Genomic DNA, 13,194 nt, shown 5'->3' on the forward strand with positions numbered 1-13,194 from the left:
AGTATGATAGCAACTATACAATACAACTCAAGAAAAATACAAATAGATGTTTCTAAACCTTTAGATATTTCTATTGCAATAGACATGTCAAAAAAAAATATAAATGCTTGGTATATTGATGATCCCAAGATTTTTCCTGAAAGTTTCGATGGTGAAACTATTAAAGTCTCAGAAGGCGCTGTTGTTAATTTTAACAATATTCATTTTAATCCGCATTCACATATTACACACACTGAATGCGTTGGACACATAACTAAAGAAGTACATTCTGTAAATAAAAATTTGAAACATTATTTTTTTGTTGCCGAAGTGGTTACGGTTGCTCCGGAAAACGATGGAGATGATTTTTATGTATCTGCAAAACAATTAAAAACAGCTTTAAGAAATAAAAAGAGAGATGCCATTGTTATTAGAACGCTTCCTAATTTGTTAGAAAAAAAGAGTAAGCGCTACTCAAATACCAATCCGCCTTTTTTGCTTGAGGAAGCAGCCGAATATTTGAAGGAAAAGGGAATTAAACATTTACTAATTGATTTACCATCTGTTGATAAGGAAAGAGATGAAGGTAAATTGTTAGCACATAATGCCTTTTGGAATACTTCTGGCGAAATAAGAATGGATGCTACCATAACAGAATTTATATATGTACCTAATTCTATTACGGATGGAGAATATTTACTAAATCTCATGATTGCACCTTTTGAAAATGACGCTACTCCAAGTAAACCAGTTTTATATAAAATAATTCAGTAATGGAAAAGTCTATTAAGCTAGAAGAATTGTTCATGTTTAGTTTGGGTGTTTTTATGTTTAACGCCCTAGATTTTAAGTGGTGGTGGTTTGTAGCATTAATATTAACTCCAGATATTGGCATGTTGGGGTATTTGGTTAATTCTAGAATTGGTGCCGTTATATATAATCTGTTTCATCATAAAGGACTTGCTATCCTAATTTATTTTATTGGTGTTTATTTTAGTAACCAGACAATTCAACTTGTTGGAATTATTTTATTTTCTCATGCCTCTTTTGATCGGATGTTTGGTTACGGACTTAAGTATTTTGATGCATTTAATAATACTCATTTGGGTAAAATAGGAAAAGAATAGATGGAAACGTTTTTAGCTATTATTATTGGTGCTTTAGTTACTTTGGGAGTTGTTACTTTTTTTAAGTCTTATAAAAGGAAACAATTAACAAATGCGCAGTCCGTTATTCTTTTAGATAAGATTAAGAAGGTCTGTAAGTTTATTACTGTTGAAGGCGATTTTGCTGAAATTTACCATTATGAAGACGTAAAGCAGAAGTTTTTAAAACTCATTTCCAGCAAAAAGAAAGCTTTGGTAGTTATTAATGCCAAAGCACATGTGGGTTATGATTTGTCTAAAATCCAGTTAAAATCTGATACTGAAAGTAAAACAATTGTTTTAGAACATTTTCCGCAACCGGAAGTATTGTCAATTGAAACTAACTTGAATTACTATGACAAATCGGATGGACTATTCAACAAATTTGAAGCCACAGATTTAACAGATTTACATCAGGAAGCAAAACATCATATTGAAGAAAAAATTCCTGAAAGTGGCCTCATTCAAATTGCGCAAGGCGAAGCCAGAGAAACCATTCAATTAATTGAAACTATTGTGGAAACTATTGGGTGGAGTTTAGATTATTCGGCTTTAAAAATTGATGGTAAAGATCAAAAGTTGATAGAATGAACATTGAACAAATTCGCAACTATTGCATAAGTAAAAAAGCAACCACTGAAGAATTTCCTTTTGATGAAAACACACTTGTTTTTAAAGTCTTGGGTAAAATGTTTTTAATGGCGCCATTAAAAAAATGGGAGGGAGGAGAAGCAACCATTACTTTAAAATGTGACCCAGAGTATACCGAAGAATTACGCGAGCAATATGAAATTATTTATGCGGGTCCGTATGTTAGTAATAAGCATTGGAATACTATTGATATTTATAAAGGAGAATTACAACCACCTTTTATTCGTAGTCTAATAGATCATTCTTATAATATGGTTGTAAAAGGTATGACTAAGAAAATGCGTGAAACCTTATCAGGTCTTTAATATCTTGAAAGTCAGTGATTTCTTAATATTTTTTTGTATATTTATATTCGGTCTTCCCCAAGAGGTTAATTAATAGTTTAAGGATTTTCCTTGAATCTTTTTCAGTGTCCCAAACTTAATGATGAATAAAGATTATTTATATACAGCTATAAAATTGTAGATTGCTATAGTTGATAGGAAAAGGTGTCTTAGGGCACCTTTTTTTGTATCTAAACTTAGCTTGAAATTCTTTCTATTTGATGTATTATTGCAAAAACAAATTAAGATGAGCGTATTACAAACCCTAAAAGAAAGAAGCAATAATACATGCGAATTATGTGGCGCCACAGAAGATTTAAAACAGTACACTATTCCGCCTTCTTTAAATGAAAATGTAGATAATGATGTGTTGGTTTGTAATACATGTAAAAGTCAGATAGATGGTGATGAAGAAATGAATCCAAATCATTGGCGCTGTTTAAATGAAAGTATGTGGAGTGAACATGTGGCGGTTCAAATAATGGCTTGGAGAATGTTGCAGCGCCTTAGAAATGAAGGATGGCCTAAAGACCTTTTAGAAATGATGTTTTTAGATGATGAGGCTCTAGCATTGGCAAGAGCAACAGGCGAAGATAAAGACTCAAGTGAAAAGATTATTCATAGAGATTCTAACGGTGTAGAGTTGAAAGTGGGAGACTCTGTAGTTTTAATAAAAGACTTAAAAGTAAAGGGTTCTAGTTTGGTTGCTAAACAAGGAACAGCTGTGAGAAATATTCGTTTAGACCATGAAAACGCAAAATATATTGAAGGAAAAGTGGGTGCGCAACAAATTGTAATTATCACTGATTTTGTAAAGAAGATTTAGTCTTTTTCACCTCCTTTTTTAAACCATCTAAATCCTAACGGAATCATTAAAAACAGGAAAAAGTATCTTCCGGTAATCACTCCATAAGCGGTGATAATTAGGGCAATTGTTAGAATGATATAAACGTATTTCTCTTTCATATTTACAGGTGGTTCTTTCTGAATTCTGAGGGACTCACAAATTTAAGACTCTTAAACTGTCTGTTAAAATTAGACATATTATTAAAACCAACCTGTTCCGCAATTTCCTTTACCGAAACATCTTTGTCTGAAATTAATTTTTTACAAGCATGTTCTATACGTAATTCATTCAAAAAATGAATGAAGGTCTTGTTGGTGCGCTTTTTAAAATATTTGCAAAATGCATTTTTTGTCATATGAGCCACATTGGCAATGGTTTCTAAACTAATATCGTTTTCATAATTATTCATGGTATGCTCAAAAACATCTCGCATCCTATTTCCTTCATTAATGCTGTATTTCTTGTCGTAAATGAATGAGGACAAACTTTTGTAATCTGCCTTTAACGTTATTTTCAAAAGCTGAAACAAAGTAATAAACTTATCTAGTTTGCTTGATTTATCAAGTTTGAAAAATAGGTCTTTTATTGGTTCGGTTTCAGAAGATACTTTAAAACCATGTTTAGCGCGTTTAAAAAATGGTTGTAACTCCTTAAGTTCTTCCAAGTCAAAAAACTGTTTGCCAAAAGAGGCCTCAGTAAAAAATAAGCTAAGCATTTGTGATGTTTTTGATATTTGGGTATCACTTTTAAACACATGCGGAATATTGCTTCCTAAAACCAAAACATCTCCTTCAGAATAGTAGTTCACTGAGTCACCAACTACTAGCGTACCTTCCCCAGATACAATTAGACTTATTTGAATTTCTTCATGCTGATGTAGCTTGTCGTAAAAAGCATCTGCATGGTCTATTTGAAAGACCAAAGCATCTTGTTCAGGTTTTGGTATTTTAAATGGTAAAACTTTCAATTAATTGATTGTTTACATAAATAATACTCAAAAATATACATTTAAATATTAAATAGGATAAAATAGTATGTGTATTGAATAACAAGCTATTAAAATTATTTTCAAATAGCCCTTAATTTTGTGATGTAATACTTAAGATATGAATTTGCAATGGAATGGCGTAATGCCAGCTGTGTTTACATGGTTGAAAGAGTCAAAATCTGGCGCTCTTGAAATTGACCTTGATGCAACGCAAAAATACGCTGCAGGTATTTTAAAAGTTCAAGGAAAGGGCGGAAGTAGAATGAGCGGACTTGTCGGTTCTGGAACTCTAGGTGAGAATAGCTACCTGAGCACTAAGCAGCGTCTTTCCTTACTTAAAGCCCTTTCTGAGGTTGCTAAAGAATACAACGTCCCATTGATTAGTGGAGCTGCGGCAGAAACAAAAGAAGAGCTTGCCAAAATCGTTGAAGAGCTTGCTAAAGTTGGGGTGGATACAGTAATGGTTATGCCGCCAAAAACTGAAGCTATTCCTTCTGAGGAAGAAATGTATGCCTACTATGCCCTTTCTGAAACAACTGCAAAAGATGCAGACGTTACAATTATGCCCTATAACAATCCAGAGGCTGCTGGCTATCATAAGCTCTCAATTAATCTTCTTAAAAGACTATCTATTCTCCCTAGAATAACCGCTCTTAAAATATCGACTATGGATGTTTCTATTATTGAAACTCTAACGTTAGAGAATGAAGATTTAAAAGTTTTAGCAGGTGTTGACACCGTAACTGTTCATGCAGGACTTGCTGGAGCATCAGGAGGAATTACAGGTGTAGGTTGTATCTTTCCAAAAGCTAGTGTTACGATGCAGGAGTACGTTACAAATGGAGAATGGGCTGAGGCAAACAAAATTTCTCGAGCTTTAAATTCCATATCGTATCTGGATGCTCAGCCATTACTTTTAGAATACCTTAAGTTTGCTTTTGGAATTCATCATAATGATGCCGACGGAGGGCTTCGTACCTATGGTAAGAAATTAACTCAAAAGCAAATTGATGATGTCCGTGCAAGATATATTTTGGCAAAAGAAAGACTTGAAGTTCTGGACTTAATGGGTTAAGCTTTTCAAATATTCGAAAAGAGATAACTTTGTTTTTACGATTGTTAGAGTTAGATATAAACACTAAATTAGTTATGTAAATATGTTAGATATACGTCCTACATGCGAAAACTGCAACAAATCATTGCCAAACGATTCTAGTGAGGCAATGATTTGTACGTTTGAGTGTACATATTGTTTAGAATGTGTAGAAAATGTGTTGCAACAAGTATGTCCTAACTGCGGAGGTGGTTTTGAAAAAAGACCAATAAGACCTCAAAATCTATTAAATAAATATCCTGTTTCAACTAAAATAATTCATAAACCTGTAGATGTTGAAGCACATTTAAAAAGAATAAAAAATTCATGATAACAGGAAGAAACTATATTGGCAATCAATTATCATCAAAAGGAAATAAGACCTATAAAACCTTTAATCCGGAATTAAATATTGAAAATGAAAACGTTTTCACAGAAGCCACTCCCGAAGAAATTGATGAAGCCGTTTCTTTAGCAGCGACCGCTTTTAAAACCTTCAAATCGGTTTCTGGTAAACAAAAATCAGATTTTTTAAACGCCATTGTCGATGAAATTTTAGCATTAGATGATGAATTAATAAGGACCTATTGTTCAGAAACCGGTTTGCTAGAAGGACGTGCCAAAGGAGAACGCGGAAGGACCGTTTTTCAATTGCGCTCATTTGCAGATTTAGTTTTAGAAGGTTCTTGGGTGGAAGCTAGTATTGATACAGCGGTGCCAAACAGTGAACCTTTACCAAAGCCAGATTTAAGAAAAATGTTAATTCCGTTAGGGCCAGTGGTTGTTTTCGGCGCAAGCAATTTTCCCTTGGCATATTCAACAGCCGGTGGAGATACGGCAGCGGCTTTGGCATCTGGCTGTCCGGTTATTGTTAAATCACACCCAATGCATGCTGGAACGGGTGAATTGGTGGCATCTGCAATTATTAAAGCTGCCGAAAAAACAAACATGCCAAATGGGGTGTTTTCTAATTTAAATTCTAGCGGTATTGAAGTAGGTGAACAGTTGGTAAAACATCCTAAAGTAAAAGCAGTTGGTTTCACCGGAAGCATAAAAGGCGGAAGAGCATTGTATGATATGTCATCTCAAAGAGAAGAACCTATTCCTGTATTTGCAGAAATGGGAAGTATTAATCCGGTGGTCATTTTACCCGAAGCTTTAAAAGAAAAAGGCGAGGCCTTGGCCAAAACTTATGCAGGCTCTATTACTTTAGGAACTGGTCAGTTTTGTACCAATCCAGGATTAATTTTAGGAATTAAGAGCGAGCAACTAGACATATTTATAGAAAATCTTTCAACCGAAATAGTTAAGATTGAACCTTCCTGTATGCTGCACCCAAACATCTACGGGGCGTATAACAGAAATAAGGAAGTAGCAGTGTCTCAGCAGGAATTACAAGTGGTTGCGGATTATGATAATGATGCGCCACCCAATTACGCAAAACAAGCTGTAGTAACAGTGAAGGGAGATACTTTTTTGAGTAATACTAAACTTCATCAAGAAGTGTTTGGTCCATTTTCAATGGTTGTGCAATGTAATGATGAAAAACAATTAGAGCAAATTATTTGGCAGTTAGAAGGGCAGTTAACAGGCACACTTATTTCAAACGATAAAGAAATATCGAATTATCCAGAGTTAATATCAGCATTACAAAACAGAGTTGGACGCTTAATTTATAATGGTGTGCCAACAGGTGTCGAGGTTTGTTCTTCAATGGTTCATGGCGGTCCGTATCCGTCATCAACAGATAGTCGTTTTACGGCAGTGGGAATTCATTCTATAAAACGTTGGGTAAGACCATTTAGTTTTCAAAACTGGCCGGATGCCCTATTACCAGAAGAACTAAAAAATGAAAACCCGTTGAATATTTCAAGACTTATTGATAATGTTCAAACTAAAGATAAAATATAGATTAATAGTAATTTAACCTTGAGAGACTAACTCTAAAATACCTGAAGAATGCCTTTTTTGGTGTTCTTTAGGTTTACTTTAAAGGTCTATGAAAAGTGTATTTCATTGTATTGATGCTCATACTTGCGGTAACCCAGTAAGGCTTATTAAAAAAGGTGGTCCAGAACTTATAGGTAACACTATGAGTGAAAAACGACAACACTTTTTAAAAGAGTATGATTGGATTAGAAAAGGTTTGATGTTTGAACCACGTGGTCATGATATGATGAGCGGAAGCCTATTGTATCCGCCTCATAACCCAAACAACGATTTTGCCATACTTTTTATTGAAACTTCTGGTTGTTTACCTATGTGCGGACACGGAACTATTGGAACAGTTACAATTGCTATCGAAGAAGGTTTAGTAAAACCTAAAACTCCAGGAAAAATTAGAATGGAAGCACCCGCTGGATTGGTGGAAATTGAATACCAGCAAACTGGGAAAAAAGTAGATTGGGTAAAACTTACCAATGTTAAAAGTTATTTGGCAGCCGAAGGATTAACCGTGAAGTTGAATTATTTGGGCGAAATCACTTTCGATGTGTCTTATGGTGGTAATTTTTATGCGATTGTAGACGCGCAAAAGAATTTTAAAGGTGTTCACAAACATACGGCCTCAGACTTAGTTCGATTTTCGCAAGAAGCAAGAAAAAAAATAAATAACAAATACCCAGATATGTTTGTCCATCCAGAAAATGAAACCATAAAAGATGTATCCCACATGCTTTGGACAGGTAAGCCAATTGATTCAGCTTCATCAGGTAGAAACGCTGTTTTTTATGGTGATAAAGCTATAGATAGAAGTCCGTGTGGAACAGGTACTTCGGCACGTATGGCTCAATTATTTGCCAAAGGAAAACTTAAAAAGGGAAAAGCATTCATTCATGAGAGTTTTATCGGTTCAAAATTCATTGGAAGAGTTGAAGAAGAAACCTATATAAATGGCAAAAAGGCTATTATTCCTAGCGTTCAAGGTTGGGCAAAGGTGTATGGATACAATACCATTACTATTGATTCGGATGATGACCCATATGCTTTTGGATTTCAAGTGATATAATTATGGGAAAAGAAGTTGTAATTATAGGTGGTGGAATTATCGGGCTGTGTTCAGCCTATTACCTTCATAAAGAAGGACATCAGGTAACGATAATAGATAAATCAAACATGGATGTAGGAGCATCTTATGTCAATGCCGGTTATTTGTCTCCTAGTCATATTATTCCTTTGTCGGCTCCAGGGGTTATGAAAAAAGGGCTGAAGTGGATGTTTAATCCTTTAAGTCCCTTATATATTAAACCACGTTTAAATCCAGAATTTTTAAAGTGGGCTTTGGCGTTTAGTAAGTCTTGCAATACCGAACATGTGAAAAGGTCTGGAAAGGCTATTCGAGATATTTCAGTTTTGAGTCAGGAACTATTTCAGGATATAATTAAAACCGAAAATTTCAAATCTCATTATGCCAAGAAAGGCTTACTGATGCTATGTAGAACCGAAGAAGCTATGGAGGAAGAAATTCATATGGCTAAAATAGCCAGCAGTCTAGGGTTATCAGCAAGGGAAGTTAACTTGTATGATATATTGCAGATTGAACCTAATGTCACTATCGAAAGTATAGGAGGAACGTATTTTGAATGTGACCATCATTCTACACCGCATGAATTTATGATTGAAATGAAGGCCTATTTAAAAAAGGTTGGCGTTTCTTTTTTTACAAATGAGGAAGTAGTTGATTTAGAAATTCAGAATGGAACTATTTCTAAAGTTAAAACTCAAAACCAAGTTTTAAGTGCCAATGAATTTGTGATGGCTGCAGGTTCATGGAGTGCTTTTTTAAGTAAAAAAATAGGATTGAAACTATTGCTACAAGCAGGAAAAGGATATCGTATAAATACTAATAGAGAAACTAAAATAACAGTTCCGGCTATTTTATCGGAAGCTAAGGTTGCTGTAACCCCAATGAACGGATTTACTCGATTTGCAGGAACTATGGAAATTACAGGAATCAGTAATAGCATCAATAAAGTTAGAGTTAATGCCATAGCAAAAGCAGTGAATGAATATTATCCTGAAGTTGAGTTGAATCAAGAAGAAAAACTGGATGCAGCTTCAGGTTTAAGACCACTTTCTCCTGACGGATTACCATACATTGGGAAATCATCAAAATGTCATAATTTAACCATAGCAACAGGACATGCCATGATGGGCTGGAGTATGGGTACAGCTACAGGTAAATTAGTTTCAGAGATTATATCAAATAAACAATCATCTTTAGATTTACGCCTCTTTCATATTGATAGAAAGTTTTGATAAAATTTTATTTCAACCAACTATCAATAATATTATAAATTTCATTTTGCTTTTCTTTTTCAAAACTTTTAATACGAGTTTTATGGTCTCCTTTTAGTTTAATAAATTTGTAGAGACCTCTTTTAGATGCGCTCTCTGATATATCAACAGCAGTTGCACTCCACGCATCATATTCGCCATAAATGAAAATCATTTTTTCGGCAGAATTATCTAAGAATGATTTGATTTCCTGCATTGGTTTTGGGCTGTAAGCTTTAGAAACACCTTCAGGAAATGCCCAATCAAATTTAAGTACTTCATCAGAATTAAAATACTTTTCAAAAGGTTTAGTTTCATAACCATAGATGCCTTGCTCTGTTAAAGCGGCCCAAAAATATGGTTGTAATGATTTTACTGAAGAATCTTCAAAAAAACCATAGCCTACAACATCAATTAAATGTTTATAAATGTCTGCAGTAGATGCAGTATTTGAAGGAATAGATTTTACATCTGTTCCCCATTGCCAAAAGGCAAATGAATATTCTAAAATGGAGTAGTCAAGTGCATTTTTAATTCCGAACTCCCAAGACATGTTTTCTTTTTTGGCTGCATTTTTCATTAATTTAAGTAGAGCTTCTCTGTTTTCAAAACATAATCCTTGAAATGCTTTTATTTTGTTTCGTTCTTCTTGGGTACCTACATTATCCAGGAATGAATACACTCTAGGGTCTTCTCTTTTAAAGTTTAATGGCCCAACATAACAAACACTGGCATCTACATTTTTTGGAAAGAATCTCCTATGAGCCATAGTAGTTTGACACCCTTTAGAAATACCCGTAGTGATAAATTTAGAGTTGGGATACAAAACATTTCTAATAGCATTAATAATTGCAGTCTGATCTTTAGCGGCATTTTCTATAGTAAGGGTATTCCAGTCAATCTCATCAGGCTTTGAATTATTGAAATATCTATGTTCTATATTTAATTGATTTGCCTGATAATATTGGGCTAATTCTCCAGCTTTTCCACTATAGATTCCATATCCATGTAATTCAACTATTACTGGTTTTAATGGGTTTTCAAACCCTAAAAACACACGTTGTCTAAAAGTTCCTCTTTCTGGGTTATTATGGTCTATTGGTTGTTCAAACCATATTTCATAATTCTCATCAAAATGACTTAGGGTTTCTCGTTTTTCAATCTTAACAACATTTTTTATGGATGCTAATTTTTCGAAGTTAGACTTTTCAATATTGGCAACTGGTGCAGTAGATTTACAACTAACGATTGATAAAACAAATAGAAAGCAAATTAAACGGAACAATTTCATATTTCTAAGTTTTTAACTAGACGTATCAGCAATTATTTTCCATTCACCATCAATCTTTTTAAGTACAAGCATGAAAATACCATCTGCATTTCCTACTTCTCTTTTTATATGGTATTCACCTAATACATAGTAAGCTTCATTACTGATTTTAGAGATGTCATTTATTCTGAAACTGAGTATACCCGTGTGGTCTTTGGTAGGATACGCTTTTTGGTAACGCTCTAATGTGTTTTCCCAACCATAGGTTATACCATTAGCTCCATAAAACTTAAGAGAGTCGCTTTTCCAATAACCATCCATAAATTCTTCAATGTTGTTTTTAGACCAAGCAATTCTTTGTTTTTTTAAAACTTTTTGAATTTCCTTTTTGTCTTTTTCCTCAGAGTTTTGAGCGAAACATACAGCTATTGGAGCTATAAATAGTAATGTAACAATAATGATTTTCTTCATAGGTAAATAAATACAATTGAGGTAAAAATAAAGAATCTTAGTTTAAAAGTGTTGCTCATCGATTAAATTGACACCTGTTTTTTTTTAATCTAAAGTTATTATGAATTCATCGATTAATTATTGGTATTGACTTTTGGTGATATAAATTTACGGTAAATAAACAATCTCCCTCAAATTTATTATTAATATTAAAAACTTAACTATGGATTTAAAAATCACTAACTGCAACAACTTTTTTAAGATTAGAGGTATACTGAATAAGGATACTCTAGGATTATTCCAAAATGTATTCAATAACGTTTTTGATAAAGTAGAGAATTTAACTATAAGTATTGAAGATGTTGAAAGTATGGATCGTTACGGAGTTAACGCCATAGCCAAATTGCATAAGGAGGCCCTAATAAGAGATAAAAGATTATCAGTTTTAGGTTATGGTTGTAAGGATTTATATAACCACTTCAAAACAGAGTGCGCAGCATAATGTGCATTTCATCGATATTATTAGTCTTTTAAACGTTGAAAATTATCAATTTCTAATTTTTTCGTAGGATTTTTTGATTATTTTTATATATATTGGAAATCAAATCATTTATTGATTGCCCTAATTTATTGTATAACAAATTTTAACGCTTATGAGTTTATTAATCAACCATTCAAATAATTTTTTTCAATTAGCGGGTGTTCTTAATGAAACCAATGCTGATAAATTAAAAAAAGTTTTAACTAAAGGACTTAAGAAGTTTGATAAGTTAATTATTAGTATAGAAGATGTAGAAAGTATGGATCGTTTTGGAGTAGATATATTATCAGAAATACACCATCAGGCTGTAAGTGATAATAAAAGCTTTTCAATTATTGGTTACGGCTGCAAAGATTTATATAATCATTTTAAATCTGAAGCAGCTTAATAGTTACAACGTATTTTTTGTTTTTTTAGGAATGCTTCAGTTTCTAACTGCATAAGTTCTCTTATTTTTAGGCGCTTATAATTATAAAGCTCTTCCTCTTGTTCTAGGTCAGTATAAATCCTGTCGTTAATTACATTATCCGTTTGTAACTGTAATGCTCTTTGATTTTTATTTTGAAGAACAATTGTTTTAACCACTGATTCTTGGTCTTCAAGTTTATAGTCATACGTTCCTTTTGGCGATAAAAGTTTTGCGAAAATTGGAGATGTTTCTATGGCTAGAAACAATAGAAAAATAAATAAAGAAGGAAGCCATGGAAGTTTGTTTAACGCGTTAACACGAGCCATCAAACCATCAAAATTATTAATGATTGGTTGTGTATTTGTTAATTGTGTTTCAAAATCAGATTGCAATTTGACAATTTCAGATTCAGCTAAGTTAATTTTAGTTTTATTTTCTGTTTTTAGTTGTTGTAATTCAGCTAAAAGTGCATCGTGCTTTTCACGTTTTTCTTTATAAACAGGACCTTTGCCTAAAAGCATTGTTCCTTCTCGACCTTCTGCCTCGGCAATATAAGTATCATAAAGTTCATTTACTTCAGCCTCTTTAGTGTCAATTTGATGTTGTAAATCACCAATGTTGCTATTCAACGCTTCAATAGACGGGGTATATTGTTCCGCAATTTGAGTTTTGTTATCAAGTGTTAGTTGGTTTTTTTCTTCTAATATTACTTGGTTTATTTCTTTTTCAAATATTTTTAACTCCAGGGGTTTAGAAATAACTATTGCAATAATAATTGCTAAAACTATTCTTGGTAATGCTTGAATAAGTTCATCTATTTTATGGTCTGTTTTTTTAATTGTGGATACAATATACCTGTCTAGATTAAAAATTAGCAAACCCCAAATAATCCCAAAAGTAATGGCGGTAAATAGATTGTCAAAAACGGTATATAGGGCATAACTTGCAGCTATAAATGCCATTAGAGCTGTGAAGAAAACTGTAGCGCCAATTCCAGCATATTTATTTTGTTCGCCGTTAGAACAGCCCTTTAAAATATCTGAATCTGCACCCGAGCAGATTATAAAAAATTGCTTTAACATAATGTGATTGATTTTGATTGATGCCTAAATTGTGCTTAGCACAGGTTGACTATTAGAACGTTAAAACAAGTAAAATGTTACACTTTAATACATTATAAAATAATAAGTTGTGACCTAGTAAATTAAATAGGTGTTTGTTAA

At 33.2% G+C, this 13,194-nt stretch carries 17 protein-coding genes; 12 read left to right on the forward strand and 5 right to left on the reverse strand.

What is annotated here, in order from left to right; all coding sequences use genetic code 11:
• The first annotated feature begins 3 nt into the window (after positions 1-3).
• From N1F78_RS08150 to N1F78_RS08170, 5 genes are all read left to right on the forward strand, one after another.
• Positions 4-753, forward strand: a complete 750-nt coding sequence (locus N1F78_RS08150) for a cyclase family protein (protein ID WP_406682664.1) — start codon at positions 4-6, stop codon at positions 751-753.
• Positions 753-1,106: a DUF4260 domain-containing protein gene (locus N1F78_RS08155; protein ID WP_406682665.1), complete on the forward strand. Its 354-nt coding sequence runs from the start codon at positions 753-755 to the stop codon at positions 1,104-1,106. Before N1F78_RS08150 ends, N1F78_RS08155 begins: the two co-directional genes overlap by 1 nt.
• Positions 1,107-1,715 (forward strand): DUF4230 domain-containing protein, encoded by a 609-nt coding sequence (locus N1F78_RS08160; RefSeq protein ID WP_406682666.1) that lies wholly within the window; start codon positions 1,107-1,109, stop codon positions 1,713-1,715.
• On the forward strand, positions 1,712-2,080 hold the full coding sequence (locus tag N1F78_RS08165) for an MmcQ/YjbR family DNA-binding protein (protein WP_406682667.1): 369 nt from the start codon (positions 1,712-1,714) through the stop codon (positions 2,078-2,080). Before N1F78_RS08160 ends, N1F78_RS08165 begins: the two co-directional genes overlap by 4 nt.
• A gap of 265 nt (positions 2,081-2,345) precedes the next feature.
• Positions 2,346-2,924, forward strand: a complete 579-nt coding sequence (locus N1F78_RS08170) for a PhnA domain-containing protein (protein WP_406682668.1) — start codon at positions 2,346-2,348, stop codon at positions 2,922-2,924.
• Here the strand turns inward: N1F78_RS08170 and N1F78_RS08175 are convergent.
• Both N1F78_RS08175 and N1F78_RS08180 read right to left on the reverse strand, forming a co-directional pair.
• The gene (locus N1F78_RS08175; RefSeq protein ID WP_406682669.1) at positions 2,921-3,064 is read right to left on the reverse strand and encodes a hypothetical protein; all 144 of its coding nucleotides are present in this window, start codon (positions 3,062-3,064) and stop codon (positions 2,921-2,923) included. The two genes, N1F78_RS08170 and N1F78_RS08175, sit on opposite strands and share 4 nt — an antisense overlap.
• A 2-nt stretch (positions 3,065-3,066) precedes the next feature.
• Positions 3,067-3,912, reverse strand: coding sequence for an AraC family transcriptional regulator (locus N1F78_RS08180; RefSeq protein WP_406682670.1), 846 nt, complete (start codon positions 3,910-3,912; stop codon positions 3,067-3,069).
• Between the two features lie 283 nt (positions 3,913-4,195).
• Here N1F78_RS08180 and N1F78_RS08185 point away from each other — a divergent pair, with 283 nt between their 5' ends.
• From N1F78_RS08185 to N1F78_RS08205, 5 genes are all read left to right on the forward strand, one after another.
• Positions 4,196-5,008 (forward strand): dihydrodipicolinate synthase family protein, encoded by an 813-nt coding sequence (locus tag N1F78_RS08185; protein ID WP_406682671.1) that lies wholly within the window; start codon positions 4,196-4,198, stop codon positions 5,006-5,008.
• 82 nt (positions 5,009-5,090) lie between these two features.
• Positions 5,091-5,357 carry a DUF1272 domain-containing protein gene (locus N1F78_RS08190; protein ID WP_406682672.1) on the forward strand — a complete coding sequence of 89 codons (267 nt, stop codon included), beginning with the start codon at positions 5,091-5,093 and terminating at the stop codon, positions 5,355-5,357.
• Entirely contained in the window at positions 5,354-6,937 is a 1,584-nt protein-coding gene (locus tag N1F78_RS08195; RefSeq protein WP_406682673.1) for an aldehyde dehydrogenase (NADP(+)), read from the forward strand. The genes N1F78_RS08190 and N1F78_RS08195 overlap by 4 nt, the downstream gene beginning before the upstream one ends.
• Before the next feature lie 88 nt (positions 6,938-7,025).
• Positions 7,026-8,033, forward strand: a complete 1,008-nt coding sequence (locus N1F78_RS08200) for a 4-hydroxyproline epimerase (protein ID WP_406682674.1) — start codon at positions 7,026-7,028, stop codon at positions 8,031-8,033.
• Positions 8,034-8,035: 2 nt separating this feature from the next.
• Positions 8,036-9,283: an NAD(P)/FAD-dependent oxidoreductase gene (locus N1F78_RS08205; RefSeq protein WP_406682675.1), complete on the forward strand. Its 1,248-nt coding sequence runs from the start codon at positions 8,036-8,038 to the stop codon at positions 9,281-9,283.
• 7 nt (positions 9,284-9,290) lie between these two features.
• On the opposite strand, the gene N1F78_RS08210 is transcribed toward N1F78_RS08205, so the two are convergent.
• A complete protein-coding gene (locus N1F78_RS08210) occupies positions 9,291-10,592 on the reverse strand; it encodes a S28 family serine protease (protein ID WP_406682676.1) in 1,302 nt (433 codons plus the stop codon).
• Positions 10,593-10,604: 12 nt separating this feature from the next.
• Positions 10,605-11,042, reverse strand: a complete 438-nt coding sequence (locus N1F78_RS08215; protein ID WP_406682677.1) for a YybH family protein — start codon at positions 11,040-11,042, stop codon at positions 10,605-10,607.
• Positions 11,043-11,244: 202 nt separating this feature from the next.
• On the opposite strand from N1F78_RS08215, the gene N1F78_RS08220 reads away from it, so the two are divergent.
• Positions 11,245-11,523 carry a hypothetical protein gene (locus N1F78_RS08220; RefSeq protein ID WP_406682678.1) on the forward strand — a complete coding sequence of 93 codons (279 nt, stop codon included), beginning with the start codon at positions 11,245-11,247 and terminating at the stop codon, positions 11,521-11,523.
• 151 nt (positions 11,524-11,674) lie between these two features.
• Positions 11,675-11,950: an STAS domain-containing protein gene (locus tag N1F78_RS08225; RefSeq protein ID WP_406682679.1), complete on the forward strand. Its 276-nt coding sequence runs from the start codon at positions 11,675-11,677 to the stop codon at positions 11,948-11,950.
• Here N1F78_RS08225 and N1F78_RS08230 read toward each other — a convergent pair.
• Positions 11,947-13,053, reverse strand: a complete 1,107-nt coding sequence (locus N1F78_RS08230; protein ID WP_406682680.1) for a DUF4407 domain-containing protein — start codon at positions 13,051-13,053, stop codon at positions 11,947-11,949. The two genes, N1F78_RS08225 and N1F78_RS08230, sit on opposite strands and share 4 nt — an antisense overlap.
• Positions 13,054-13,194 lie beyond the last annotated feature (141 nt).

Source organism: Seonamhaeicola sp. MEBiC01930, from assembly GCF_045277075.1.
Lineage (GTDB): Bacteria > Bacteroidota > Bacteroidia > Flavobacteriales > Flavobacteriaceae > Seonamhaeicola.